Here is a 26,070-nt window from a genome sequence, read left to right on the forward strand (position 1 = left end):
GTCGAGACGTCGCCGATCCCGCCGTTCACCATTTCCTCGTTCTTGAGGTATTCACCGACCGAGTCGAATGCCTCGACGACCTGCGGGTCGTTGAACGGCACCCCATGGGTGACCCATTGGTCGTAGAACTCGGCGCCCGCCTGACGCAGCACCCAGTCCTCGATCCAGTCGGTGCCCGGCCATCCGGTCGCTTCGCCCGACTCCAGGCCCACGCACCACGGCTTGTGGTCGGTGTCTGCGGCAATCGTCTCGGATAGTGCTGTCAGCTCGTCGAGCGTGGTCGGGATCTCCCAGCCGTTCTCCTCGAACTCCGCCGGCGAGTACCAGATGTAGCCCTTGATGCTCGCCATCAGGGGTGCGGCGTACACCGTGCCGTCGACGGTCGCATATTCCTTCCAGATCGGGTCCCACCACTCGTCGATGTTGTCGATGACGGGCTGGGAGGCGGGGATCAGCCATCCTCCGTCGGCAAGGCGGTTGAGCAGGCCTGGCTGGGGAACGATGCCGATATCGGGCGCGTTCCCGCCTTCGGCGAGCACCGCGATCTGTGCCTCGAATTCGCTGGAGCCCTGATAGTCGATCTCGATGCCGGTGCACTCGGCGAAGTCGCTCCACGACTCGACCAGTCGATCAGCCTCCAGATCGAGGATCGTGCCGCCGATGGTGACGGCCGCGTCCTCGAACGTGCCGTACTCCTCGTAATCGGCGCAGTCGGCCGCTTCACCTCCGCCTTCGGCGTCGCCGGTACACGCTGCGAGCGCAAGTGCCGCGATGCTCAGGCCCGCTACTGCGCCGATGATGCGTGAGTGCCTCTGAAACCTCATGCTTCCTCCTCGTCGAGAACGTCCCATCGTCACAGCGAATACGCCGCGACTCTGCGGGAACCGATTCCATAGCCAACGTAGGCGACAAGGCGAGCACGACACAATCCGGCCCTTGTCACAACTCGATAACCCTCGATTGCGTCGCGCACGCCCGGCGACCCTGCGTCGAGGGGACACCAGAGCACCCGAGATCCGCAACTTTCGAGATGGAATCGTTTCCATGGATGGCCGGCTCCTGGCATACAATCTCGTGCGAGCAGTCAGAAACTTGCGCAGAGTCGCGAAGGAGTCCGCATGGTCGGGATCGCGGAGGTCGCGCGCGCCGCGGGGGTATCCAAGGCGACGGCAAGTCGGGCCCTCACCGGGCGCGGCTACGTCGCCGACGACACGCGAGCGCGCGTAGAGACGGCGGCAGCGGAACTCGGCTACATCGCGTCCACCAACGCGGCCAGCCTGGTCACCGGTCGCACGCAGAACATCGGGGTCGTGCTGCCGCACGTCAATCGCTGGTTCTTCGCCGAGGCGCTCGAGGGCATTCAGGCCGGCCTGCTGGAGCATGGGCGCGACCTGACGCTCTACGACGCCGAGCCGGGCACCGCGTCCCGCAGCGCCATCTTCGACACGTTCCTGGGCCGTAAGCGCTTCGATGGGCTCATCGCCGTCTGCATCGAACCCGACGAACGCGAGGCCGTACGGCTCTCCACGCTCGGCAAGCCCATCGTCAGCATCGGCTGCTACGACATCGGCACGAGCGCGGTGTCGATCGACGACGCCGATGCCGCATGGCGCGCCACGAAGCACCTGATCGAACTCGGCCATCGGCGCATCGCCTTCGTCGGCGGCGAGGCGGATGGCGGGCCCAGCACCCTGGGCGATGCGCGCCGGATCGCGGGCTACCTGGCGGCCATGCAGGAAGCCGGGCTGTCCGAAGACATCCTGCACGTCGTCTCGGAGGTGTCCATGCCCGGCGGGTACGCCGCCTCGGTGGATCTGCTCGGCGACTCGCGGCGGCGGCCCACCGCGATCGTGGGGATGTGCGACGAGGTCGCGATCGGGACGATCATCGCCGCCCGCCGGCTCGGCATCCATGTCCCGGCAGATCTGAGTGTCGTCGGCATCGATGACCACGAGCACGCCGACATGTTCGCGCTCACGACGCTGCAGCAGAAACCGCGCGATCAGGCGCGGCTCGCGGTCGACATCCTTATGCACCACATCGACGGCGACCACGTCGAGCCGCGTCGCATCTGGGAGCCGGCGAGGTTCATCGTGCGGAGCTCGACGGGGCCTCTGGACTCCCGGCAATCGTCCCTCGACCGTCGCGCCGCCACGCCCTGACGCACGAATGCCCCGGATGCAGCATCCGGGGCATTCGCGACGTGGTCCGCTGCGCCTGAGGCGCGGAGGACTACTTCAGGGTGACGGTTGCGCCGGCCTCTTCGAGAGCGGCCTTCGCCTTGTCAGCGGCCTCCTTGGTCGCGCCCTCGAGCACGGCCTTGGGGGCACCGTCGACGACGGCCTTGGCCTCGCCGAGGCCGAGCGAGGTGAGCTCGCGGACGACCTTGATGACCTGGATCTTCTTCTCGCCTGCGGCCTCGAGCACGACGTCGAACGCCGTCTGCTCCTCGACCTCTTCGGCGGGTGCGGCACCGGCGGCAGCGGGGCCGGCAACGGCGACCGGAGCGGCGGCGGTGACCTCGAAGGTCTCCTCGAACTTCTTCACGAACTCGCTGAGCTCGATGAGCGTGAGCTCCTTGAAGGCGTCGAGAAGCTCGTCAGTGGTGAGCTTTGCCATGATGTTTCTCCTTGATTGGGGTTTGAAAACGCCGGGCCTCAGGCCGCGGACTCCTGCTTCTCACGCAGCGCGTCGACCGTGCGAACGGCCTGCGACAGCGGTGCGTTGAACAGGTATGCAGCTCCGAACAGCGAGGCCTTCATTGCGCCGGCGAGCTTCGCCAGCAGAACTTCACGGCTCTCGAGGTCGGCGAGCTTGCCTACCTCTGCGGGGCTCAGGGCGGCGCCATCGAAGTAGCCGCCCTTGATCACCAGAAGAGGGTGTGCCTTGGCGAAGGCGCGCAGTCCCTTGGCCACGGCGACGGGGTCACCATGTACGAAGGCGATGGCAGACGGGCCCTCGAGCTCGTCGTCCAGCTCCGAGATCCCGGCGTTGTTCGCCGCGATCTTGGTCAGCGTGTTCTTCACCACGGCGTAGCTGGCGTCCTGGCGGATGCTGTTGCGAAGCTCCTTGAGCTGCGCCACCGTCAGGCCGCGGTATTCGGTCAGCAGAACGGCGGTCGAGTCCTCGAATTGCTTCGTGAGCTCGGCGACCGATGCTTCCTTCTGCGCCATGGCCACTCCTTTTGTGTACGAGACGCTCCGCGATGGCGGAGCGACGGCCTCGGGGCCGGGTGTCGCGATCTCGGCGGGCAATGAAAAAGCCCCGGCGCAAGCGCACGGAGCTGAATTCCCGAACCGGGAGAACATCTTGTACACCTGCGCGGGCCCCTGCATCTGCAGAGCTTCGATCGTTGTGCGCTTGCACGCACGCCGATGACCGGCGGTCTTTGGCTACGGACAAGGCTACCCGACGCGCATCCGCGTTTCCAAATCGCGGTCAGTCCGTCGTGCGCCAGGGGCAGAGATCGACCTTGTGGCCATCGGCATCGGCGAGCGTCCACCACTCCGGCGCATTGCTGTCGTCCACGAGGATGCCACCGGCGGCGAGGGCTGCGGCGAGTCGTTTCTCGATCGCCGCCCGTGGGCCGTTCACGTCGAGGTGGGACTTTCCGCGCACGGACGGCTCCACCGGCTGGAACCAGATAAGTGGGCCGCGGCCGTCGGCGTCGAACAGCACGCCATCGCCGACCTCGTCGAACCCGGTGACGGCCTTCCAGAAGGGGATGATGGCCGCCGGGTCGGGCGTCGCGAGGGCCAGCATGACGTCGTGCATGCTGTCGGTCCGCGCGCCCACGCCCAGCTCCCGCGCCGCGGCCGAGATCTCCTGCGCCAGCGCGACATCCTTCGCGGTGAGCCCGCCGGCCGAATGGGTGACCAGCCGCACACGCACGCTCCGGTAGCGGATGTCGACATCCGGATGGTGGTTCGCCTGCTCGGCGAGCTCGGCGATCGCCGCAAGCAGCCGGGCCCCCGTGGCGAAGTCCTGCGTGCGAAAGAGCGCGAACGCCCCCGTGACGCGCGGGCGCCAGTCCTCGACGCCGTCGGCGGAGCGGAATTCAGCGGGAGTCAGAGTTTCCATGCCTCGACCCTGCCACTCGCGGTCGAGAGTGCGAAAGGGCTTGCGAACGCCCGGGCATGGCGCCTCGGCAACGTCTCTCTCCGGGACTACCCTCGAACGTATGACCCCCGCACTCGCCGCTCGCATCGTCGCGGACTCCCGCGATCGCGTGGCGTGGGTGCGGGCGCGATCGCGCGGGATCACAGCGACGGATGTCGCAACCCTGACCTCCGCGAATGCGATTGCGAAGGCGGCGGACGCGAAGCTGATGGGCTCGCGGTTCTCGGGCAACGCCTACACGGCGCACGGGCGCGTGCGCGAGCCCGAGATCGCACGCTGGGTCGCCGCGACGCACGGCATCCTTCCCTCGAGCGCGCTGTTCCACGCCGAGATCGAGAAGCGGCACCTCGCGACTCCCGACGGCGTCGCCGTCGACGGCCAGGGCCGCGTCACGCTGTGCGAGATCAAGACGACCGCGAAGCCCTGGCGCAGCATCCCCCGCTCGTACATGCGGCAGGTGTGGTGGCAGCAGCACGTGCTCGGCGCGGAGCGCACGCTCATCGCGTGGGAGGAACACGACGCCTTCGTGCCGATCGACGAGGAGCCCAAGTGCGCGTGGATCGAGCGTGACGACGTCGAGATCGACCGGCTCGTGCGCCTCGCGACATCCCTCATCGACGAACTGCACCGCAGGACGACACAGCCTTCATCGCCCCACGCGAACGCGCTGCAGGCGGGAACGATGAGAGACGGGATGCCGCGGAGCGCGGCGAGGGAGTCGTACCGGGCCCTCGCCCTGGCCGATTGACGTTTGGTTGACCTTAGTCAACCAATTGCCATATAGTTGACTTCTGTCAACCATGACGTCGTCGACGTCGCACGCTTCTCGTCTGGAAAGGCCCCGAATGGCCACCGCAACCCCCGCACCCGGCTCGGACGCACCCGCGATGTCGCACCGCGGCGTGCTGCAATCGCTCTCGGGCCTGCTGCTCGGCATGTTCGTCTCCATCCTCGCCGCCACCGTCGTCTCGACCTCGCTGCCGGTCATCATCCACGACATCGGCGGCGACCAGGCCGCGTTCACATGGGTCGTCACCGCCACCCTCTTGACGACGGCGATCTCCACCCCGATCTGGGGCAAGCTCGCCGACCTGTTCGACCGCAAGCTGCTCATCCAGATCGCGCTCGTCATCTTCGTGCTGGCGACGGCGGCCGCCGGGTTCTCGCGGGATCCCGGCACGCTCATCGCGTTCCGCGCCGTGCAGGGCGTCGGCGCCGGCGGCCTCGCCGCCCTGAGCCAGATCATCATGGCCGACATCATCAGCCCCCGCGAGCGCGGTCGCTACATGGGCCTCTTCGGCGCCGTCATGGCCCTCGGCACAGTAGGCGGACCGCTGCTGGGCGGGTTCATCACCGAGGGCATCGGGTGGCGATGGAACTTCTACGTGGCCATCCCGTTCGCGATCGCCGCGCTCATCATCCTGCAGATGACGCTGCACCTGCCCCACCACGCGAAGCAGAAGGCCCGCATCGACTACCTCGGGATCGTGCTGCTGTCGGTGTCGGTGTCGCTGCTGCTGGTCTGGCTCACGAACGCCGGAAAGTCGTTCGACTGGTGGAGCCTCGAGACGGTCCTCATGGCCGGGGGCGCCCTGCTCGGGGCGATCCTGTTCGTGCTCGTCGAGCTGCGCTCGCGCGAGCCGCTCATCCCGCTGTCGCTGTTCCGCAATCGCACCTTCACGCTCGCGACGATCGCCTCGATCGCGACGGGCATCGCGATGTTCGGCACCTCGGTGTTCCTCAGCCAGTACATGCAGATGGCGCGCGGGGCCACGCCCGCCGAGGCGGGTCTGATGACCCTGCCGATGATCGGCGGCCTCCTGGTCGCGTCGATCGTGGTCGGGCAGCTGATCAGCCGATTCGGGCACTGGAAGCCCTACCTGATCACCGGCAGCGTGCTGCTCATCGCGGGTTCGAGCCTTCTGGCGACCCTGCATTACGACACGCCGTTCGTGCTCGTCTCGCTGTACATGTTCCTGCTCGGCGCCGGTGTCGGAACGACGATGCAGAACCTCGTGCTGATCGTGCAGAACACCGCGCGCCCCGACGAGATGGGTGTCGCAAGCTCGGGCGTGACGTTCTTCCGCAGCCTCGGCGGCACCGTCGGCGTGTCGGTCATGGGCGCCGCCTTGGCCACCGCCGCGACCGACCTGTTCGCGTCGAGCAAGGCGGCGCTCGGGGCAGCGATCGCGGGCCTCGGCGAAGCGGGAGCCGACGTCGCCGCCCAGCTGCAGTCCGGTACCCTGCCCACCGTGAGCGCGCTGCCGCACGCCGTACGCGTCATCGTCGAAGACATCTACGCCCAGGCGATCGCGCACTCGTTCCTGATCGCGGTCCCCGTCGCGATCGTCAGCCTGATCGCGATCGTCTTCCTGCCGAACACTCCCCTGACCCGCATGACGACGTCGGAGCGGCTCGCCGCGGGTGAAGCCGACCTCGCGACCGTGAGCGCGGCCGAGGGCATGTCGGCGCTGACCGCGACCGGAACGGTTCCGGTCGGCGGCGACGAGATGGCGTCGTCCCCGAAGCGCCGCGCATAGGCTCGACGGTGATGTCCGATCAGCAGACCACGGAGGCGCGCGCCGAGGCGGTGCGCGCCCTCGAGGTCGAATTCGGGGAGCTGGCATCCCAGTTCAGGCGCCACATGCAGGACACCGCCAACCGCATCAGCCCGGGGATGCTGCCCGGCGCCTACAAGGTCCTGGGCACGATCGCGCGGCTCGGTCCGATCACGCTCTCGGCGCTGGCCGAATCACTCGTCGCCGACAAGGGCCTCGTCAGCAGAACGATCCGTGAACTCGAAGGGCTCGACCTCGTCGCTCGCACCCCCGATCCCGCGGACGGCCGGTCGAGCCTGCTCTCGATCACGGCGAGCGGCGCCACCCGGCTCGCGGATGCGCGGCGCCCGGCCGAGAACCGACTCAGCCAAGCGCTCGACGCGTGGTCGCTCGACGACATCCGCCACCTGACGGCGCTGCTGCACGCACTCTCCAGCGGCGAGGTGCCCGGCGAAGCCCTCCCCGGGAACACCGAGCGCTGACGATTCGCGGGACGGCGTGCGCTACAGCGTCGCGACGCGCGCGTCCCAGCTCTCATCGAGCGGCGGGATGGCGGGCGCCTCGGTCGAGGGTGCGACGGCCTCGCGCGTTGCCAGCGAGCGCAGGCTCGAGATCATGACATCGAGCACGTGCAGGCCGAGGGCGCCGCTGGCCTGGAGCTGCCCGGCGCCGCGAATCACCCGCGCCAGGTCGACGACCCCGAGGCCGCGGCCCTGGCCCCCGGCATCCACCGGCAGTTCGCGCTTCTCGCCACCCGCTGTCGTGAGCACCGGCGAGCCGCCGAACTGATTGGGATCCGGGAAGGCGATCGTCGCCTCGGTGCCGGTCACTTCGAGAAAGCCGTTTCGCGAGAGCGGGGAGTCGAAGCTGAAGTGGCTCACGCCGAACGTGCCGCCGGCGAAGTCGAGCAGCATCGCCACGCTTGTCGGCTCGGTGACCGCGAACCGCTCGCCGGCGCGCGGACCGGTGCGGATGCTTCGGGACTCGTGGGCGCGGTGGCCGACGGCCTGCACGCGAGCGACGGAGCCGAAGGTGTGCACAAGGGCGCTGAGGTAGTAGGGCCCCATGTCCAGAACCGGTCCCCCACCCGCCTGGAACAGGAAGTCGGGGCTCGGATGCCAGAGGTCGGGTCCGGGCGACTGCATCAGGGTCAGCGCCGACAATGGTCTGCCGATGTCGCCCCTGCGGATGGCGCGGAGCGCGGTCTGCACCCCCGAGCCGAGCGTCGTGTCGGGAGCGACTCCGAACCGGAGCCCGAGCTCGTCCGCACGGGAGACGAGCACCCCGGCGCCGGCGAGATCGAGTCCGATCGGCTTCTCGCTCCAGACATGCTTGCCGGCGTCGAGGATCGCGAGGCTCACGTCGATGTGTGCGGCGGGGATGGTGAGGTTGACGACGATCTCGACGTCGGGTTGCGCGAGCAACTCTTCGACCGTGCCCCAGCCGGGCACGCCGAACGCCGCCGCTTGCCTCGCAGCACGCCCCGTGTCGAGATCGGCGACGAACAGCACTCGCACATCGGGGTAGGTCATCAGGTGCTCCAAGTACTGGCCGCTGATCACCCCGGCGCCGATGATGCCCACGCCGACGGGCCCGCTCACGCCCGCGCTCCCAGCGCCTCGAGCGCCGCGCGGCTTCGCACCGCCGCGTCGAAGACGTCGCCGCGGAACTCGTCGAACTCGACGACGACGAGCTCGGTGGCCGGTGCCGCGGCGAGGATGTCGGTCCACGGCAGCGCGCCTTCCCCGACGGGGAGCTGGTCGAACGTGTCGGGGCTGATCGTCCCGTCCGGCGCCAGCGGGGCGTCCTTGACATGCAGGAAGCGCACCCGCGGGCCTAGTCGCTCGAGAAGCGCGGGAACGTCTTCACCGCCCTGCGCGGCCCAGTAGGCGTCCACCTCGAGCGCCACGGACTCGGGCAGGCGCGACGCGAGCCGCTCGAGGGCAGAGCCGCCGTCCATCCGGCTCGAGAGCTCCCACGCGTGGTTGTGGTACCCGAATCCGAGCCCGAACGTCGCCGCGGTCGCCGCAGCATCCGCCAGCTCATCCGCGATGCGGTCGACCGAGTCGCCGGTCACCCAGCGATCACGGTCGATCATCGGGTCGATCACCGTGACGACGCCGAGCGCCGCCGCCGCTTCGAAGGTCGGCGCCTGCTCGAGGCCGAGCACCCGGGCGTGCGCGGTCGGCGCCGACAGCCCGTTCGCTCTCAGCAGCGGTCCGATCACTGCCGCGGTCTCGGCGAGCGCGAACGGCTCGACGAGCCGGAAGCCGGCGTTCGCGGCGCGGGCGATCGCCGCGGGCGCGTCGGCGGCGATCGCCTCGCGAAGGGAATAGAGCTGCAGGGAGATGGCCGGCGTGGGCACGGATCGGTTCCTCGTGTGGGGGTTGTCGGGGTTTCAGGATGCCGCATCGCGCGGCGACGTGCGGTCACCGCGCAGGCGGGTTTAGCCGCACGGTAGCACCCGCGTAACACGGGCGAGACAATGTGCGGGTTGACTGGGGTCAAAGGTTGCGCGCACCTCGCCGACGAGGTTCGGCCTACCCCAACGCACGCAGAAGGAGCGCCGGATGAGATTCCGCCCCCTGCGCTCAGCCACCGCCCCCGAGGCCGTCGCCGAGCTCGTTCCCGATCCACCGGCCGAGATGCGAGCGGCCGTGATCGATGAGACCGGAGAGCCGTCTGCGCTGCACACCGCGGTCGTTCCGGTTCCCTCCCCCGTGCTGAGCGAGGTGCTGGTGCGCGTCGTCGCGGCGGGAGTCAACCCGATCGATGCGAAAACGCGCGCGGGCCGGGGCGTCTCCGCGGCGATCGGCGGCTTCCCCGCCGTGCTCGGCTACGACTTCAGCGGGATCGTCGTGCGCTCCCCCTACGAGGCGCATCCCCTGCAGCCGGGGACCGCCGTCTTCGGCATGTCCGCCTTCCCGCGCACGGGCGGAGCGTATGCCGAGTACGTCGTCGTGCCTTCCCTCTCGGTCGCGCGCAAGCCGTCGTCGCTGTCCCACGTCGAGGCCGCGGGCGTTCCTCTGGCCGCGCTCACCGCCTGGGGCCTCGTCGTCGAGACCGCGCACGCCCACGAGGGCCAGAGGATCCTGATCCATGCCGGCAGCGGCGGCGTCGGGCACTTCGCGGTTCAGTTCGCCGCCTACTTCGGCGCCCATGTCACCGCCACCGCGTCCGGGGCGAACGCCCCCTGGCTGCGCGAGCTCGGCGCCGCGGTCGTCATCGACTACACGACCACCCGATTCGAGGATGTCGTCAGCAACGTCGACGTCGTGATCGACCTCGTCGGCAACGTCCGCGAGAACACGGGCACGCGCTCGCTCGGTGTGCTGCGCCCGGGCGGACTCCTCATCGAGGTTCCGACGGGCGGCTGGGAGGGCTACGCCGACGCCGCGGCCGAGGCCGGGGTGCGGGCCACGAGCTACAAGGTGATCCCGGACGGCGGGGCGCTGGCCACGATCGGCCGGCTGCTCGATTCGGGGTCGGTTCAGGTCTATATCGACCGGGTGTTCGACCTCGGCGAGGCGGCGGCGGCGCACGCGGAGATCGAGCACGGGCACACGCGCGGCAAGGTGGTTCTTCGCGTCAGCGACGACTGACCGCTCTCACGCGAGCACGCGCGCCGCCTCGGCGGCGATCTCCTCTGCGATCTCGCTGAGCAGCGGTGAGCGCAGGTTCCACTGCTGCCAGTACAGGGCGACCGAGATGACCGGATCTCCCAGCCGCACGAGCCGTCCGTCGGCCAGGGCGTCGGCGGACTGAACGGCGGGCAGCATCCCCCACCCCAGTCCCGACACCACGGCAAGGGCGAAGTCGTGCGATGCCGGCACGTAGTGCCGCGTCAGGTCATCGGCCACGACACCACGAGCCCGGAGCCAGTCCGTCTGCAGGCCGTCGCGGCGATCGAAGTCCACCAACGGGGCGCGCGCGAGCGCGGCGGCGTCCACCCCTTCGGGCAGCCACCGCGCGACATAGTCCGGCGTCGCGACCGCCTCGTAGGCGAGCACCCCCAGCGGGCTCACCCGGCAGCCGGCCACCGGTGTGCTCTGCGAAGTGACGGCCCCCATGACCGTGCCAGATTCGAGCAGCGCGGCCGTGAAGTCCTGGTCGTCGCGATGCACGTCGAACACGACCGGATGCCGCCGCGACAGCCGCGCGAGCGGCGCGAGGAACCACGTGGCCATGCTGTCGGCGTTCACCGCGAGAGGGATCGTGACGACACGCTCCCCGGCCTCGCCGAGGTCGAGGGCCGCGGCGGTGTCGTGGTCGAGCAGCGCGACCTGGCGGGCGAGCCGGACGACCGCCTCGCCCGCCGGCGTGGCCGCGGCGGGCTTCGAGCGGACGAGCAGCACCCGCCCCAGTTGCTGCTCGAGCGATTTGATCCGCTGGCTGATGGCCGAGGGCGACACGTTGAGCCGCCGCGCCGCCGCTTCCAGCGTTCCCTCGTCGATGACGGCGGCCACGGTCGCGGCCAGTTCGGGATCGATCCTCATGTGAAGCGATGCTAATGCCTCATAAGGTTTCCTCGCTGGCGCTAATCACTGCGAGGTTCCTAGCCTGAAGCGGTGACTTCTCTGCTCGCCGGGCTCGCCGTCGGCCTCTCGCTCATCGTGGCCATCGGCGCCCAGAACGTCTTCGTGCTCCGTCAGGGCATCCGCCGCGAGCACGTGCTCGCCGTCGTGCTGGTCTGCGCGGTGTCCGATGCCGTGCTGATCGGCGCCGGTGTGATGGGCATCGGCTACGCGCTGCAGGCCGTCCCCTGGCTCATCGACGCCGCCCGCTGGCTCGGCGCGGCGTTCCTCATCGGCTACGGCCTGTTGGCGGCGCGACGGGCCGGAAAGCCCGCGGGCGAAGGCCTCGTCGCAACCGCCGACGACGAATCCCCGACGCGCACGGGGGCCGGCGGCGGGGTCGCGACGGTGGTCGTGGTGGCTCGCCCGGCGCTTGCCCCCACTGTCCTGACGTGCCTCGCGCTGACGTGGCTGAACCCGCACGTGTACCTCGACACGGTCTTCCTGCTCGGATCCATCGCGTCGACGTACGAAGACCAGCGCTGGCTCTTCGCCGCCGGCGCCGTCGCCGGGAGCGTCGCGTGGTTCTTCGGGCTGGGGTTCGGGGCGCGCTACCTCGGGCAGTGGCTGAGGTCCCCGAAGTCGTGGCGCATCCTCGACGCGATCATCGCCGCCGTCATGATCGGGCTCGGCATCAGCCTGGCGATACCGGCGTTCGCCTAGGCCATCGGCCTCTCGCCTGCGAACCCCGCGGAAGGCACGATGGAGGCATGAGACGCGTGCACGTGGTGGTCACCGGCGATGTTCAGGGCGTGGGCTACCGCTACACCCTGCGGTTGATCGCCGTCGAGGCCGGCGTCGCCGGCTGGGTGCGCAACCGCCGCGACGGAGCCGTCGAGGCCGAGATCGAGGGCGCCCCGGCACAACTCGATCAGGTGCTCGCGTGGATGGCGGAGGGCCCGCCGGGCTCGCGCGTCGACGACGCGCGGGTGACGGATGCCGCGCCCACCGGCGAGCGCGGGTTCGAGGTGCGGCGAGACGCCTGATCCCGGCGTTGCCGCTGACACGGCGCAAGGGGCCCCACCCGGAGGTGGAGCCCCTTGCGTGCAGAGGGTTCAGTCTCAGATGGCGTTGACATCCAGCGGGATGCCGGGGCCGAACGTCGTCGACACCGCACCCTTCTGGATGTAGCGGCCCTTCGAGCTGGACGGCTTGAGGCGCACGATCTCCTCGAGCGCGGCGGCGATGTTCTCGTCGAGCTGCTCGGCCGAGAACGACGCCTTGCCGACGACGAAGTGCACGTTGGCGTGCTTGTCGACGCGGAACTCGATCTTTCCGCCCTTGATCTCCTCGACGGCCTTGGCCGGGTTGGGGGTCACGGTGCCGGTCTTCGGGTTGGGCATGAGGCCGCGGGGGCCGAGCACCTTTCCGAGACGACCGACCTGGCCCATGAGCTCGGGAGTCGAGACGGCGGCGTCGAACGCGGTGTAGCCGCCGGCGACCTTCTCGATGAGCTCAGCGCCGCCGACCTCGTCGGCACCCGCCGCGAGCGCAGCCTCGGCCGCGGGGCCGGTGGCGAACACGATGACGCGGGCGGTCTTGCCCGTGCCGTGCGGGAGGATGACGGTGCCGCGCACCATCTGGTCGGCCTTGCGGGGATCGACGGCGAGCTTGAGCGCTACCTCGACGGTCGAATCGAACTTCGCCGATCCGGTCTGCTTCGCGAGCGCGACGGCCTCGGTCGGGGTGTAGAACTTGTCCGCGTCGATCTTCGCCGCGGCGGCCTGATAAGCCTTGGACTTTGCCATGATCTTCTCCCCTTCCTACTGCTCGACCGTGATGCCCATGGAGCGGGCGGTGCCGGCGATGATCAACGAGGCGGCCTCGATGTCGTTCGCGTTCAGGTCGGGCATCTTGGCTTCGGCGATCTCGCGCACCTGGGCCTTGGTCAGCTTGGCGACCTTGACCGTGTGCGGGGTCGACGATCCCTTGGCGACGCCGGCGGCCTTCTTGATGAGCTCCGCGGCGGGCGGGGTCTTCAGGATGAACGTGAAGCTGCGGTCCTCGTAGACGGTGATCTCGACGGGGATGACGTTGCCGCGCTGGGCCTCGGTGGCGGCGTTGTACGCCTTGCAGAACTCCATGATGTTGACGCCGTGCTGACCGAGCGCGGGCCCGATCGGCGGCGCCGGGTTGGCGGCGCCGGCTTTGATCTGGAGCTTGATCAGGCCGGTCACCTTCTTCTTGGGTGCCATTCTCTTTCCTTTCATCGAATCGGATGCAAGCACCCGGTTCTCCCGCGAACCCGGCATCTCCGGGCTGCGGTCGTCTCCGTGCACGCCGAAGCGGCACGCAAACCACACAAGTCTACGCGATCAGCGGAGCTCGTCCGCACGCGCCTGCGCGTCGCGATGCAGATGGACGGCCGTTCTCGGCGTGTGTGGCTCAGATCATCTTGGTGACCTGGTCGAACGACAGCTCGACCGGGGTCTCGCGCTCGAAGAGCGACACGAGCACGGTGAGCTTGCCGCTCTCGGGCTTGATCTCGCTGATCGTGCCGGGCAGGCCCGCGAACGAGCCTTCCTTGATCGTGATGGTCTCGCCGACTTCGAAGTCGACCTCGGCCGGGATGCTGCGCGCCTGCGTCGCGGCGCCCTTGGTGGCGCCCCCCGACTTGGTCTGCGCGACCTCCTTGACCTCGACGAGGGACTTCAGCATCGTGAAGGCCTCTTCGAAGCGGAGTGGCGTGGGGTTGTGGGCGTTGCCCACGAAGCCGGTCACACCGGGCGTGTGGCGCACAACCGACCAGGTGTCTTCGTTCAGTTCCATGCGCACGAGCACGTAGCCCGGGATGCGCACGCGCGTGACCATCTTGCGCTGGCCGTTCTTGATCTCGACGACGTCCTCCATGGGGACCTCGATCTGGTAGATGTCTTCCTCTACCTCGAGCGTCGACTTGCGCTGTTCGATGTTGGCCTTGACCTTGCGCTCGAAGCCCGCGTACGAGTGGATGACGTACCACTTGCCGGGGAGGGTGCGCAGCTCGGCGCGGAACGACTCGTAGGGATCGGCGTCCTCGTCGAGCTCGGAGTCGACATCCGCCTCCGCGTCGGCACCGGTCTCGGCACCCGCTTCCGCGTCGTCCACGACGGCGGCCGCGGCATCCACGTCTTCGACGAAGTCTTCGTCGAGCACGGGCGCGTCGGGCTCGCCGTTGATGTCGGGACCGTCGTACGGGGTCACGTCTTCGGCGTGCTCGGCGGCCTCGTCGGCCGCTTCCTCGGCAAGGGAGTCATTGAGCACCTCGGCCGCGGCTTCGGTTTCTGCGGCCTCGTCGAGGTTCAGTGCGTCGTTCACGATGGCGTCTGCTTCCGGGTCGTCGATGTCGATGTCTTCGTCGTCGCCGGACTCTTCGTCTTCGGCCACGATGTGGAGGGCGACGTGCTCAGCGGCCTCGACGGACCGCTCCTCCGCAGCGAGGACGTTGCCCTCCTGCGCCTCGTCATCCTCGCTGGACTGCTCTGCGGCGGTCGCCCAGTCGGCGTCGTCGACATATCTTTCGGACACTGCGATCTCTTTCGTTCGTGTGGCGGGCACCTGCATGAGGTGTTTTCCCGCGTGCGCCGCCGAAGCGACTGCTCAGGAATTCACGGCCTGGCCGGGAACCCCGAAGACGACCGTGGTCACCCACGAGAACAGCAGGTCGAGGCCGTAGACGAGCGCCATCATGATGACCACGAATGCGAGCACGACCGCCGTGAATTTCAGGAGCTCCTGGCGGGTGGGGGTGACGACCTTGCGGAGTTCCGCGAAGACCTGACGGATGAACACCGCGATGCGCGTGAAGATGTTCGGCTTCTTCTCGCGCGTGGCGCCGCTCGTCGCGACGATCTCGCCTCCCGGCGCGTCCTGGACCATCCTGAATGTACCTTTCGTGTGTCAGCGTGGGCTGACGCGCAGGGCGGACAGGAATCGAACCTGCAACCTGCGGTTTTGGAGACCGCTGCTCTGCCAATTGAGCTACCGCCCTAGAGACCGTTCGGCCTCGGGATGCCCGCGCTTTTCCGCCGCACTGTGTGAGAGGATTTCGGCCCGATCGCGGGCACGGCGAAAGAATGCAGACTTCAACTGCATCCACCAGTCTACGGCATGCCCCCGCCCGGGTCGAACCGCCCCCGGCCCTCAGGCACCGACGCGGATGAGCTTCTTGTTGACGAACTCGTCGGCCGCGAGCAGCCCCATCTCGCGCCCCGTGCCGCTGCGCTTGACGCCGCCGAACGGCAGCTCGGGGCTGTCGGCGAGCACGACGTTGACGTAGACCATGCCGGCATCGATGCGGTCGACGAGGCGCTCCGCCTGCTCCTCATCGGTCGTGAAGACGTAGGAGCCGAGGCCGAACGGGGTGTCGTTGGCGACGGCGATAGCCTCGTCCTCGTCGGCGACGCGGTAGACGATGCCGACCGGCCCGAAGAACTCTTCGTGATGGGCATCCATCTCGGGCGTGACGTTCGTCAGCACGGTGCCTGGGAAATACGCGCCATCGCGCTTGCCCCCGGCGACGAGGGTCGCGCCCTGCGCCACGGCGCGGTCGACCTGCTCCTGCAGGCGCTCGGCGGCGGTCACGGACGACAGCGGCCCGAGCACGGTGTCTTCGGCGAAGGGATCGCCGACCTTCGCCCCCGTCATCTGCGCGGTGAACTTCTCGAGGAACGCGTCGTACAGCCCGTCCGCGATGATGAACCGCTTGGCCGCGTTGCACGACTGACCGGTGTTGTCGAGCCGGGCGGCGGCGGCGGCCTCCACCGCCCCGTCGAGGTCGTCGGTCGACAGCAGGATGAACGGGTCGGATCCGCCGAGCTCGAGCACGACCTTCTTCAGGTTGCGCCCGGCGACCTCGGCGACGGCCGAGCCGGCTCGTTCCGATCCCGTGAGCGAGACGCCCTGCACACGGGGGTCGGCGATGATCGTCGCGGCCTGATCGTTCGACACGAAGACGTTGACGTAGGCGCCCTCCGGGAACCCGGCGTCGAGGTGGATCTTCTCGAGCGCCGCGGCCGACTCGGGGCACTGGCCGGCGTGCTTGAGCAGGATGGTGTTGCCGACGATCAGGTTCGGTGCGGCGAAGCGGGCGACCTGGTAGTACGGGAAGTTCCACGGCATGATGCCGAGCAGCGGCCCCAGCGACGACCGGCGGATGACGGCCGTGCCCTCACCCAGGATCGCGATCGGGGCGTCCTTCATGATCTCCTCGGCGTTGTCGGCGTAGTACTCGACGATGTCTGCGGCGAAGTCGACCTCTCCGAGGGCGGCCTCGCGCGGTTTGCCCATCTCCCGCACGATGATGTCGGCGAGCTCGTCCCGGCGCTCGCGATGCAGCTCGGCGACGCGACGCACGAGGGCGGCACGCTCAGCGACCGTGGAGGTGCGGGACCAGTCGCGGTGGGCGGCCGTAGCGGCCGCGATCGCCTTCTCCACCTGCTGGTCGGTGAAGGTCGCGTAGGTGGCCAGGGTCTCACCCGTTGCTGGGTTGACGACGGTGTATTCGCTCATTGATTCTCCGATCATTGCCCGCGTCAGTCGACGGGGATCAGTGTGTACTTGGTCGACAGGTATTCGTGGATGCCCTCGAGGCCGCCCTCGCGGCCCATGCCGGACTGCTTGACGCCGCCGAAGGGCGCGGCGGCGTTCGAGACGACGCCGACGTTCAGGCCCATCATCCCGGTCTCGAGCTTGTCGATCATCCGGTGGCCGCGCTGCAGGTCCTGCGTGAAGACATAGGCGACGAGGCCGTACTCGGTGTCGTTGGCGAGACGCACGGCCTCGTCCTCGTCGGCGAAGGTCGCGATGGCGAGCACGGGTCCGAAGATCTCCTCGCGCAGGATGTCGCTTCCGGCGACCACGCCCGAGACGACGGTGGGCTCGAAGAACGTTCCTCGGCCCTCGATCGCCGACCCGCCCGCGAGTACGGTGGCGCCGCGCGCCACGGCATCGTCGACGAGTTCGGATGCCTTCGCGACTGCCTTGCCGTCGATGAGCGGGCCGATCTGCACGCCGTCCTCGGTGCCGCGGCCGATGCGCATCGCCGAGACGCGCTCCGCGACCCGCGAGGCGAACTCGTCGGCGATCGCCTCGTGCACGATGAAGCGGTTCGCCGCTGTGCACGCCTGGCCGATGTTGCGGAACTTCGCCAGCATCGCGCCGTCCACCGCCTTGTCGAGATCGGCGTCTTCGAAGATCACGAACGGGGCGTTGCCGCCGAGCTCCATCGAGACGCGCAGCACCCGTTCGGAGGCCTGGGCGATGAGTTTGCGCCCCACCTCGGTCGAGCCGGTGAACGACAGCTTGCGCAGCCGCGGGTCGGCGATGATCGGCGCCGACACCGAACCCGACGACGAGGTCGTGATCACGTTGACGACGCCCGCGGGCAGGCCCGCCTCCTCGAGGATCTTCGCGAAGAAGAGGGTCGTCAGAGGTGTGAGCTCGGGCGGCTTGATGACGACCGTGCACCCGGCGGCGAGCGCGGGAGCGATCTTGCGCGTCGCCATCGCGAACGGGAAGTTCCACGGCGTGATGAAATACGACGGGCCCACGGGGCGCTGGGAGACGACCATGCGGCCGCTGCCCTCGGGATTGAGCCCGTAGCGGCCGGTGATGCGCACCGCCTCCTCCGAGAACCAGCGCAGGAACTCGCCGCCGTAGACGACCTCGCCGCGAGACTCTGCGAGCGGCTTGCCCATCTCGACGGTCATCAGCAGTGCGAGGTCTTCTTTGTGCTCCTGCACGAGGTCGAAGGCCCTGCGCAGGATGTCGCTGCGAGTTCTCGGCGGCGTCGCCGCCCAGGCATCCTGAGCCGCCACAGCGGCATCCAGGGCGCGGGCCCCGTCCTCGACGCTCGCGTTCGCGATGGAGCGGATGATCGCACCCGTCGAGGGGTCGCGCACATCGAGCGTTGCACCGCCGGCGGCGCTCACCCACTCGCCGCCGATGAAGAGGCGGTCTGGCACCGATTCGAGCAGTGCGGTCTCGCGTTCGTCAGCCATGTTCATGGATTCCTCTCGGTCGGGTCATGCGCGCGCCGCCTCGATGATGTGCTGCGCGGACGCTCTGCCCATGCGGATCGCGCCATCGACGTGCTGGTAGCCCGCCCCCGCGATGTCGCTGCAGGCGAAGTGGAGGGGGCCGACCGGGGTGCGCAGATCGGCGCCGTAGCGGTGCAGTCCGCCGAGGTCGAAGCTCGCGGCGTACGCGCCGCGGGTCCACTCCTCGCTCCCCCAATCGCTCTCGTAGTAGACCACCGGGTGCTTGGCCTGCTCGCCGTAGTAGTGCGAGAGCGACTCGAGGATGCGCTCCTTGCGCTCTTCGGCCGACAGGGCGAACACGTCGTCGGCGTTCTGGTCGGAGACGAACGCCACCAGGGTGCCGCGCGCATCGCCGTGGTTGGTGTTGTCATACGCCTCGTGCGAGAGCTCGTACGGGCTGAACGCCGTGCCCGAGAGCCCGCTGTCGCGCCAGAACGGGGTCTCGTAGACGGCGTGCACCTTGATGACGAATCCCATCGAGATGTGCTGGTGCAGTTGGTGCTGGCGCCGCGGCAGCGGGGGCACGAACGACACCCGGTCATAGAGCACCGGCGCGAGGGCCAGGATGCCGAACCTGGCGCGGACCGTCATCCCGTCGGCGATCGCGGTGACGCCGCCGTCGGCACCCCACTCGAGCGTGCGCACGGGCTGGCCGAGGTACACGTCCTCGCCGAGCCTCTCCGCGAGCAGCAGCGGCACCTGCTGCAACCCGCCCACGACGCGCTCGTCGAGGATGAAGTCGGCGTCGACGAGATGGCTGAAGCTCCCGGCGCTGGCGGCCATGAGCAGCGCCTGCAGGGTCGAGAAGGCGTGCGCGGGCTTGGTCAGCATCGCCCCGGCGATGAACAGCGCGATGTTGTCGCGCGCCTCCTGGTCGTCGGTCTGAGCGGCCAGCCACGCCTCGAACGAGATCCTGTCGAGCGCCTCCGCATCGGGGTGCTCCCACGGCCGGTCCGGATCCATCAGCGCGACCATCGCGTCGAGCTTGTCGATGAGTTCGACCATGGTCTTCTCGGTCGCCGGCGGCACGGGGAAGAGCTCGCCGGTGAACCGCGTCAGCTCGCCGGCCTTGTTGATGTAGACGCTGTCGCCCTCGCGGTAGCGGCTGTATGTCTCGAGGCCGAGCTCGGCGATCGTCTCCTTGAGGGCGTCCTGGTCGGGCGAGACCCATTGCCCGCCGATCTCGAGCGTCGCGCCGTCGATGTCGTCGGTCCAGAGCCGGCCGCCGACGCGGTCGCGCGCCTCGAGTACGGCCACCGAGAGACCTGCCCGCCTCAGCTCGTTCGCCGCGGTGAGGCCGGCCGCGCCGGCGCCCACGATGACGACGTCGCGCGTGATCTCGGTCATGGGGACTCTATTCCTTCTTCGGACTCTTCGGGACTCTTCGGACTCTTCGGACGCTGCGGAGCGGAGCTCTACGCGTTCGCCAGGGCCTCGGCGACGATGTCGAGGCCCTCGCGGAGGAGGGCATCGGGAATCGACAGGGGCGGCAGGAAGCGGATGACGTTGCCATAGGTGCCGCAGGTCAGAACGATGACGCCCTCGGCGATCGCCGCCTTCGCGACCTTCGCCGTGAGCGCGGCGTCGGGCTCGCCCGTGGCCGGATCCACGAACTCCGCCGCGACCATGGCGCCCCGTCCCCGCACGTCGCCCACGCGCGGGTCGGAGGCCTGGAGTGCGCGGAGGCGTTCGGTGAGGATCGCACCCACCTCCTGCGCGCGCTCGATGAGCCCGTCGTTCTCGAACGCGTCGATCGTCGCGACCGCGGCGGCGCACGCGATCGGGTTTCCGCCGTACGTGCCGCCGAGACCGCCCGCGTGCGAGGCATCCATGATGTCGGCACGCCCCGTCACGGCGGCCAGCGGCAGCCCGCCCGCGATGCCCTTGGCCGTTGTGATCAGATCGGGCACGATGCCCTCGTGCTCGCTCGCGAACATGGCGCCCGTGCGCCCGAAGCCGGTCTGCACTTCGTCGGCGATGAAGACGACGTCATTGGCGCGGCACCAGTCCATGATCGCGGGCAGGAAGCCCTCGGCCGGGACGATGAATCCGCCCTCGCCGGGAATCGGCTCGATGATGACCGCCGCCAGGTTGTCGGCCCCGATCTGCTTCTCGATGAGCGAGATCGAGCGCCTCGCAGCCTCGGGGCCGCTCAGACCATCGCGGTAGGGATACGACAGCGGCGCGCGGTAGATCTCGGGGGCGAACGGTCCGAACCCGCTCTTGTAGGGCATGCTCTTCGCTGTCAGCGCCATCGTCAGATTCGTGCGGCCGTGGTACCCGTGGTCGAAGGCGACGACGGCCTGCTTGCCGGTGTGCTTGCGGGCGATCTTCACGGCGTTCTCCACCGCCTCGGCGCCCGAGTTGAACAGCGCGCTCTTCTTCTCGTGGTCGCCGGGGGTCACGCGGTTGAGCGCTTCTGCCACCGCGACGTACGACTCGTATGGCGAGATCATGAAGCACGTGTGGGTGAACTGGGCGACCTGCGCCTGCACCGCCTCGACGACGCGCGGGTGGGCGTTGCCCACCGTCGTCACGGCGATGCCCGCGCCGAGATCGATCAGCGAGTTGCCGTCGGCGTCGACGACCACGCCGCCGCCCGCGGCCACGGCGGCCACCGGAACCGTGTGCCCGACCCCGGCGGCGACGGCGGCGGCCTTCCGCGCGAGCAGCTCTTGCGAACGCGGCCCGGGAAGCGGGGTGACGAGGCGGCGCTCCTGCGGCAGCGCGGGTCCGCCGAGGGGCGCGGTGTGCAGGGTGCCATCGACGATGCTCATTTCGCCACCGTAGGCCGATGCCGCTCACCCCGCACTCGCCAGGGTGTACATACCGAACCTCACGATGAGACAGCGTGTATAGGATGCGAGCATGGCCGACACCGTGCTGGACGCCCCCACCCTCCGCGCCCTGCTCCGACGCCGCGACCTCGGGCTGACGCTCAGGGGCGACGAAGCCGCCCTCGCGCCCGATGCCCTGGACATCCCGCTGCGGTGGGTGCACAGCTCCGACCTCATCGACCCGACGCCGTTCCTCTCGGAGGGACTGCTGCTGCTCACCACCGGCACCCAGTTCGCCTCCGGGTCGGAGTCCGACACCGATGGCGCGTACCGTGCGTACGTCACGCGACTGCGCGGCCGCGGGGTGGCCGGTCTCGGCTTCGGCACGGAGGTCGTGCGCGCCGGCATCCCTCCCCTCCTGATCGACGCGTGCGCCGACGCCCGGCTGCCGATCTTCGAGGTGCCGTATCGAACGCCCTTCATCGCGGTGGCCCGCGCCAACGCCGAGGCCATCGCGGCGGAGTCGTACGCGCGCCGCAGCTGGTCGCTGGCCGCGCAGCGAGCGATCTCGCTGGCCGCCCTTCGTCCCGACGGGCTCGGGGCGGGGCTCGCCGAGCTCGCCCGGCAGCTCGACACCTGGGTGGGGCTGTATGACACCGCGGGCACGCTCGCCCGTCGGCATCCGGCCGGCGCGCTGGATGCGGCGACCCAGGCCCACCTCGATCGGGAGGCGGCCGCCGTGCTCCGGCGCGGGGCGCGCGCCGCGTCGGCGATCCGGGTCGATGGCCGCGCATTCACCCTTCAGACGCTGGGGCGGGGCGGGCACCTTCGCGGCGTACTGGCGATCGCCTCGGAGGGCATGGATCAGGAGGCCCGGGGAGTCGTCACGTCCGTCATCGCTATGGTCGGGCTCGCCCTCGAGCAGACGCACGACCTCGCCCGCGGCCGCGGGCTCCTCCGCGCGGGCCTCGTGCAATCGCTGCTCTCGGACGATCCGTCGATCGCCCGGCGCGTCGCTCGCGATGCGTGGGGCGGGCTCCCTGTCGCCCCCATCGTCGTCGCGCTCGCGGAGACGTCCAGCCGCAACGCCGACACCGTCTCGGCGTTCCTCGAACTCCGTGCGGAACAGCCCGGCGGCGACACCCGGCGTGCGGAAGACCCGGCGCCCAGGGTCTTCTTCGGCCGGGCCGACGACGGCCTCCTGATCTGCACCGAAGCGGCCGAGCCCTCGCTCATCGACGATCTCGCCAGGGCGTTCGATCTCCGCGTCGGCGTCTCGGAGCCCGCCCGCTACGACGAGTTCTCCCGCGCGTACGCCCAGGCGCGCTCGGCGCTTCTCGAAGGATCGGCCGGCGTGACGCACTTCTCGGACGTTGCCCGCAAGGGGCTTCTCGCCCTCGCCGACGCCGGCCTCGCGCGCATCTTCGCGCAGGCGGCGCTCGCTCCGCTGCTGGCGCACGACCGCGAACACCGCACCGAGCTGGTCGAGACCGTGCGGGTCTGGCTCGAGAACGACGCCAAGGGGGATGCCGCGGCGCGGGCCCTCGGCATCCACCGCCATACCGTGCGCGCACGGATCGGGCAGGTCGAGCGCCTGATCGACCGCGACCTGAGCGGCTTCGCCGCGCGCGCCGAGCTGTGGGCGGCGCTGCAGCTGTCGTCCTGACCCACCGCCCCGGCGCTCAGCGCGGCGCGTGCGCCTCCAGGAACTCATAGACATCCGTCGAGTCCACGCCCGGGAACGATCCGGTGGGCAGGGTGGCGAGCAGGGTCCGGGGCGTGCGCACGTTCGGCCACGCCTGATCGCGCCAGGCCGCCTCGAGCTGCGCAGGCGGGCGTCTGCAGCACACCTCCACGGAGTGGCGCGAGATCCCGCGGTTCGGCGAGTCCCGGCCGATGAACCACTTCGTGTCGTCGAAGCGCACGCCCACGCTCACCGAGTGGGCTCCTTCGCTGGATGCCTCCACCCTGGCCGTGCACCAGTAGGTGCCGTTGCCGGTGTCGGTGTACTGGTAGTACGGATTGAACTTGTCATCGACGTCGAACACGACGCGACTGGTCCAGCGGCGACAGCACAGCTGGCCCTCGATGGCGCCGAGGCGGTCGGTCGGGAAGTTGACGTCGTCGTTCTCGTACGCCTTCGTGATCGTGCCGGATTCGTGCACCTTGAGGAAGTGCACCGGGATGCCGAGATGTCTCGTCGCGAGGTTCGTGAAGCGGTGTGCCGCGGTCTCGTACGAGACGGAGTAGGCGTCGCGGAGGTCTTCGATCGAGACCGCGCGGCGGGCTTTCGCCTCCTGCAGGAAAGGGACGGCGTGCTCCTCGGGGATGAGCAGCGCGCCGGTGAGGTAGTTCGTCTCGACCCGCTGCCGGAGGAACTGCGCGTAGGACGTCGGCTCGCTGTGCCCCAGGATGCGACTCGACAGGGCCTGCAGCACGGAGGTGCGCGGGTCGCCCCTGGTGGTGAGGGTGCTCGAGAGGTAGAGCCGGCCGTTCTTCAGGTCGGCCACGCTTCGGGTGGTCTGCGGCAGATCGGGCACGTAGTGCAGGGTGAACCCGAGGTGCGCGGCGATGTCGGAGGCGGTGCGCTGCGTGAGCGGACCACCGGGGTGGTCGACGGCGTCGAGGATCCGCCGCGCGTGGGTCTCGAGCTCTTCGAAGTAGTTGTCCTGCCGCCGCATCAGGTGCCGCAGCTCGACGTTCGCGCGCCGCGCCTCCTCGGGGGTGGCCGCGCGCTCGTCGCGGAGCCGCTCGATCTCGCCCTGCAGCGCGAGCATCGTCTGCAGCGCCTCGGTCGGGACGGCCTTGCCGATGCGGAAGGGCTCGATGCCCAGAGCCTGGAACGTCTGGCCCTTCATCGAACGCTCGAGCGCGATCTCGAGGGAGGACCGCTCGTCGAGGGGCTCGGATTCGAGAAGGGCGTCGAGGCTCGCGCCGAGCGCCCGCGCGATCGCCTGGAGCAGCGTCAGCTTCGGCTCCCGCTTGCCGTTCTCGATCATCGACAGCTGGCTCGGCGCGCGATCGACCGCGGTGGCGAGTTCGTCGAGGGTCATTCCCCGCGCCGTGCGCAACTGGCGGATGCGGCGGCCGATGGTCAGCGCGTCGGTGTGGGTGTCGACATCCATCGCCATGTGTACTCCCGAATTGTTGGCGTGCAGCACTGTTAGCGTGCAGCGCATTCTGTCACAAAAGCAGAAGATCAGTCAAAGTTCACACGGCATATGGCTGCTTCTCCTTGAAAACTTCACTCAGAGTTGAGTCAAGTCTCCGCGACATCCGGCACTCACCACCAGGAAGGACAGGGCCATGACTCCCACCGCCACAGGCACCGCGCCCACGACGAACCCCATCCCGACCAGCACCGCCGCCCCCTCCATCGAGGTCATCGGCCGCATCGGCACGCGGTACGACGAGATCCTCACTCCGGAGGCCGTCGCGTTTCTCACCGAGCTGCACCAGCACTTCAGCGCACGCCGCCACGACCGCCTCGCCGACCGCATGCGCCGCCGGTTCGAGATCGGCAATGGACACGACCCGCAGTTCCGCAGTGAGACCCGGCACATCCGCGAAGACACCGAGTGGCAGGTCGCCGGAGCCGGTCCTGGGCTGGAGGACCGTCGTGTCGAGATCACCGGTCCGACCGACCCGAAGATGACGATCAATGCCCTGAACTCCGGCGCGAAGGTGTGGCTGGCCGATCAGGAGGACGCCACGAGCCCGACCTGGAAGAACGTCATCGAGGGGCAGCTGTCGCTGCGCGATGCGATCCGCGGCGAGCTCGAGTTCACGAGCCCGGAAGGCAAGCGCTACGCGGTCACCGCCGAAGAGACGCCCACGATCGTGATGCGCCCGCGCGGCTGGCACCTGATCGAGCACCACCTCCGATTCACCGACCGCACCGGTCGCGAAATGGCGGCATCGGGCTCGCTCGTGGACTTCGGTCTCTACTTCTTCCACAACGCGAAGCAGCTCATCGAGGCCGGCCGCGGCCCGTACTTCTACATCGCCAAGCTCGAGTCGAGCGAAGAGGCGAAGCTGTGGGACGACGTGTTCACGTTCAGCGAGCGCTATATCGGCATCCCCCACGGCACGATCCGCGCGACCGTGCTGATCGAGACGCTGCCGGCGGCCTTCGAGATGGAGGAGATCCTCTTCGAGCTGCGCGACCACATCGCGGGGCTGAATGCGGGTCGTTGGGACTACATCTTCTCGATCATCAAGAACTACCGCGGCCGCGGGGCTCGTTTCGTCCTGCCCGACCGCAGCGAGGTCACCATGACGGTGCCCTTCATGCGGGCCTACACCGAGCTGCTCGTGCAGACGTGCCACAAGCGCGGCGCCTTCGCGATCGGCGGCATGAGCGCCTTCATCCCGAACCGCCGCGACCCGGAGGTGACGGCGCTGGCATTCGAGAAGGTCGCCGCCGACAAGAAGCGTGAGGCCGGCGACGGCTTCGACGGCACCTGGGTGGCCCACCCCGACCTCATCCCGGTCGCACGTGCCGAGTTCGACGCGGTGCTGGGCGACCGGCCCAACCAGCTGGACCGCAAGCGTCCCGAGGTGAACGTCTCAGCGGCCGACCTGATCGACGTGCACATCGGGCGGCCGATCACGGCGGCGGGCGTGCACGCGAACGTGTCGGTGGCGATCCGCTACCTCGAGGCGTGGCTGCGGGGCCTCGGCGCCGTGGCGATCGACAACCTCATGGAGGATGCCGCGACCGCCGAGATCAGCCGCAGCCAGGTGTGGCAGTGGATCCACCAGGACCGCCGCACCGAGGACGGAACCGCGATCACCCGCGAGTACGTGGAGGGCCTCATCGCCGACGTGCTGGGAGCCCTCGAGCGCAGTGACGGCGACCGCTTCGACGACGCGGCGGAGATCTTCCGCGACGTCGCCCTCGGGCAGGAGTTCCCGGCGTTCCTCACGCTTCCGGCCTACTCGCGCTTCCTGATCGACGCCGAGTAACGCGTTTCCGCTCTGGCTCGCGTGAGCCGACTTCCACGACCGCAAAGGAATCAAG

At 69.2% G+C, this 26,070-nt stretch carries 25 protein-coding genes and 1 tRNA gene; 9 read left to right on the forward strand and 17 right to left on the reverse strand.

All coding sequences use genetic code 11. The annotated features are described in order from the left end of the window. Nucleotides 1-824, reverse strand: an 824-nt coding sequence (locus tag VNT50_RS10210) for an ABC transporter substrate-binding protein (protein ID WP_325485007.1), incomplete at its 3' end; no start/stop codon positions are given. Between the two features lie 294 nt (nt 825-1,118). On the opposite strand from VNT50_RS10210, the gene VNT50_RS10215 reads away from it, so the two are divergent. Next, entirely contained in the window at nt 1,119-2,162 is a 1,044-nt protein-coding gene (locus tag VNT50_RS10215) for a LacI family DNA-binding transcriptional regulator (RefSeq protein ID WP_325485008.1), read from the forward strand. Nucleotides 2,163-2,232: 70 nt separating this feature from the next. On the opposite strand, the gene rplL is transcribed toward VNT50_RS10215, so the two are convergent. From rplL to VNT50_RS10230, 3 genes are all read right to left on the reverse strand, one after another. Further along, the gene (gene rplL / locus VNT50_RS10220) at nt 2,233-2,619 is read right to left on the reverse strand and encodes a 50S ribosomal protein L7/L12 (RefSeq protein ID WP_325485009.1); all 387 of its coding nucleotides are present in this window, start codon (nt 2,617-2,619) and stop codon (nt 2,233-2,235) included. 38 nt (nt 2,620-2,657) lie between these two features. Beyond that, nucleotides 2,658-3,173 (reverse strand): 50S ribosomal protein L10, encoded by a 516-nt coding sequence (gene rplJ, locus VNT50_RS10225; RefSeq protein ID WP_325485010.1) that lies wholly within the window; start codon nt 3,171-3,173, stop codon nt 2,658-2,660. 265 nt (nt 3,174-3,438) lie between these two features. Continuing rightward, on the reverse strand, nt 3,439-4,080 hold the full coding sequence (locus tag VNT50_RS10230; RefSeq protein ID WP_325485011.1) for a 4a-hydroxytetrahydrobiopterin dehydratase: 642 nt from the start codon (nt 4,078-4,080) through the stop codon (nt 3,439-3,441). Between the two features lie 100 nt (nt 4,081-4,180). On the opposite strand from VNT50_RS10230, the gene VNT50_RS10235 reads away from it, so the two are divergent. The 3 genes from VNT50_RS10235 to VNT50_RS10245 all read left to right on the forward strand — a co-directional run bounded on the left by VNT50_RS10235 (nt 4,181) and on the right by VNT50_RS10245 (nt 7,159). Next, complete coding sequence (locus VNT50_RS10235) at nt 4,181-4,867, forward strand: YqaJ viral recombinase family protein (RefSeq protein ID WP_325485012.1); 687 nt, start codon at nt 4,181-4,183, stop codon at nt 4,865-4,867. A gap of 97 nt (nt 4,868-4,964) precedes the next feature. Continuing rightward, nucleotides 4,965-6,659 carry an MDR family MFS transporter gene (locus VNT50_RS10240; RefSeq protein ID WP_325485013.1) on the forward strand — a complete coding sequence of 565 codons (1,695 nt, stop codon included), beginning with the start codon at nt 4,965-4,967 and terminating at the stop codon, nt 6,657-6,659. 11 nt (nt 6,660-6,670) lie between these two features. Beyond that, nucleotides 6,671-7,159 (forward strand): MarR family winged helix-turn-helix transcriptional regulator, encoded by a 489-nt coding sequence (locus VNT50_RS10245; RefSeq protein ID WP_325485014.1) that lies wholly within the window; start codon nt 6,671-6,673, stop codon nt 7,157-7,159. Nucleotides 7,160-7,180: 21 nt separating this feature from the next. Here the strand turns inward: VNT50_RS10245 and VNT50_RS10250 are convergent, their stop codons facing one another. Both VNT50_RS10250 and VNT50_RS10255 read right to left on the reverse strand, forming a co-directional pair. Continuing rightward, entirely contained in the window at nt 7,181-8,278 is a 1,098-nt protein-coding gene (locus tag VNT50_RS10250; protein ID WP_325485015.1) for a Gfo/Idh/MocA family protein, read from the reverse strand. Next, nucleotides 8,275-9,042, reverse strand: a complete 768-nt coding sequence (locus tag VNT50_RS10255) for a sugar phosphate isomerase/epimerase family protein (protein WP_325485016.1) — start codon at nt 9,040-9,042, stop codon at nt 8,275-8,277. The genes VNT50_RS10250 and VNT50_RS10255 overlap by 4 nt, the downstream gene beginning before the upstream one ends. 205 nt (nt 9,043-9,247) lie before the next feature. Here VNT50_RS10255 and VNT50_RS10260 point away from each other — a divergent pair, with 205 nt between their 5' ends. Continuing rightward, nucleotides 9,248-10,279, forward strand: a complete 1,032-nt coding sequence (locus VNT50_RS10260) for an NADP-dependent oxidoreductase (RefSeq protein ID WP_325485017.1) — start codon at nt 9,248-9,250, stop codon at nt 10,277-10,279. A 6-nt stretch (nt 10,280-10,285) separates the two neighbouring features. Here VNT50_RS10260 and VNT50_RS10265 read toward each other — a convergent pair whose 3' ends face one another. Beyond that, nucleotides 10,286-11,173 carry a LysR family transcriptional regulator ArgP gene (locus VNT50_RS10265; protein ID WP_325485018.1) on the reverse strand — a complete coding sequence of 296 codons (888 nt, stop codon included), beginning with the start codon at nt 11,171-11,173 and terminating at the stop codon, nt 10,286-10,288. Between the two features lie 72 nt (nt 11,174-11,245). Here VNT50_RS10265 and VNT50_RS10270 point away from each other — a divergent pair, with 72 nt between their 5' ends. Together VNT50_RS10270 and VNT50_RS10275 are read left to right on the forward strand one after the other, a co-directional pair. Then, nucleotides 11,246-11,914 carry a LysE/ArgO family amino acid transporter gene (locus VNT50_RS10270; RefSeq protein ID WP_325485019.1) on the forward strand — a complete coding sequence of 223 codons (669 nt, stop codon included), beginning with the start codon at nt 11,246-11,248 and terminating at the stop codon, nt 11,912-11,914. Nucleotides 11,915-11,961: 47 nt separating this feature from the next. Next, nucleotides 11,962-12,237: an acylphosphatase gene (locus tag VNT50_RS10275; protein WP_325485020.1), complete on the forward strand. Its 276-nt coding sequence runs from the start codon at nt 11,962-11,964 to the stop codon at nt 12,235-12,237. Between the two features lie 75 nt (nt 12,238-12,312). Here the strand turns inward: VNT50_RS10275 and rplA are convergent, their stop codons facing one another. From rplA to gabT, 9 genes are all read right to left on the reverse strand, one after another. Then, the gene (gene rplA, locus VNT50_RS10280; protein ID WP_325485021.1) at nt 12,313-12,999 is read right to left on the reverse strand and encodes a 50S ribosomal protein L1; all 687 of its coding nucleotides are present in this window, start codon (nt 12,997-12,999) and stop codon (nt 12,313-12,315) included. 15 nt (nt 13,000-13,014) lie between these two features. Then, nucleotides 13,015-13,446 (reverse strand): 50S ribosomal protein L11, encoded by a 432-nt coding sequence (rplK, locus tag VNT50_RS10285; RefSeq protein WP_325485022.1) that lies wholly within the window; start codon nt 13,444-13,446, stop codon nt 13,015-13,017. Nucleotides 13,447-13,636: 190 nt separating this feature from the next. Further along, nucleotides 13,637-14,758 (reverse strand): transcription termination/antitermination protein NusG, encoded by a 1,122-nt coding sequence (gene nusG / locus VNT50_RS10290; protein WP_325485023.1) that lies wholly within the window; start codon nt 14,756-14,758, stop codon nt 13,637-13,639. A 72-nt stretch (nt 14,759-14,830) separates the two neighbouring features. Then, complete coding sequence (secE, locus tag VNT50_RS10295; protein ID WP_325485024.1) at nt 14,831-15,109, reverse strand: preprotein translocase subunit SecE; 279 nt, start codon at nt 15,107-15,109, stop codon at nt 14,831-14,833. 39 nt (nt 15,110-15,148) lie between these two features. Then, nucleotides 15,149-15,221: transfer RNA gene (locus VNT50_RS10300), tRNA-Trp, on the reverse strand. A gap of 152 nt (nt 15,222-15,373) precedes the next feature. After that, on the reverse strand, nt 15,374-16,741 hold the full coding sequence (locus VNT50_RS10305) for an NAD-dependent succinate-semialdehyde dehydrogenase (RefSeq protein ID WP_325485025.1): 1,368 nt from the start codon (nt 16,739-16,741) through the stop codon (nt 15,374-15,376). A gap of 23 nt (nt 16,742-16,764) precedes the next feature. Then, complete coding sequence (locus tag VNT50_RS10310) at nt 16,765-18,231, reverse strand: NAD-dependent succinate-semialdehyde dehydrogenase (protein WP_325485026.1); 1,467 nt, start codon at nt 18,229-18,231, stop codon at nt 16,765-16,767. 24 nt (nt 18,232-18,255) lie between these two features. Then, a complete protein-coding gene (locus VNT50_RS10315) occupies nt 18,256-19,617 on the reverse strand; it encodes a flavin monoamine oxidase family protein (RefSeq protein ID WP_325485027.1) in 1,362 nt (453 codons plus the stop codon). A gap of 68 nt (nt 19,618-19,685) precedes the next feature. Continuing rightward, complete coding sequence (gene gabT, locus VNT50_RS10320; protein WP_325485028.1) at nt 19,686-21,047, reverse strand: 4-aminobutyrate--2-oxoglutarate transaminase; 1,362 nt, start codon at nt 21,045-21,047, stop codon at nt 19,686-19,688. 91 nt (nt 21,048-21,138) lie between these two features. Between gabT and VNT50_RS10325 the strand changes: the two genes are divergently transcribed. Beyond that, on the forward strand, nt 21,139-22,713 hold the full coding sequence (locus VNT50_RS10325) for a PucR family transcriptional regulator (protein WP_325485029.1): 1,575 nt from the start codon (nt 21,139-21,141) through the stop codon (nt 22,711-22,713). A 16-nt stretch (nt 22,714-22,729) separates the two neighbouring features. On the opposite strand, the gene VNT50_RS10330 is transcribed toward VNT50_RS10325, so the two are convergent. Continuing rightward, nucleotides 22,730-24,178 carry a helix-turn-helix domain-containing protein gene (locus VNT50_RS10330; RefSeq protein ID WP_325485030.1) on the reverse strand — a complete coding sequence of 483 codons (1,449 nt, stop codon included), beginning with the start codon at nt 24,176-24,178 and terminating at the stop codon, nt 22,730-22,732. 175 nt (nt 24,179-24,353) lie between these two features. Here VNT50_RS10330 and aceB point away from each other — a divergent pair, with 175 nt between their 5' ends. Continuing rightward, nucleotides 24,354-26,015: a malate synthase A gene (aceB, locus tag VNT50_RS10335; RefSeq protein WP_325485031.1), complete on the forward strand. Its 1,662-nt coding sequence runs from the start codon at nt 24,354-24,356 to the stop codon at nt 26,013-26,015. The last annotated feature ends 55 nt before the right edge of the window (nt 26,016-26,070 follow it).

The organism is Microbacterium sp., assembly GCF_035554235.1.
GTDB lineage: Bacteria > Actinomycetota > Actinomycetes > Actinomycetales > Microbacteriaceae > Microbacterium.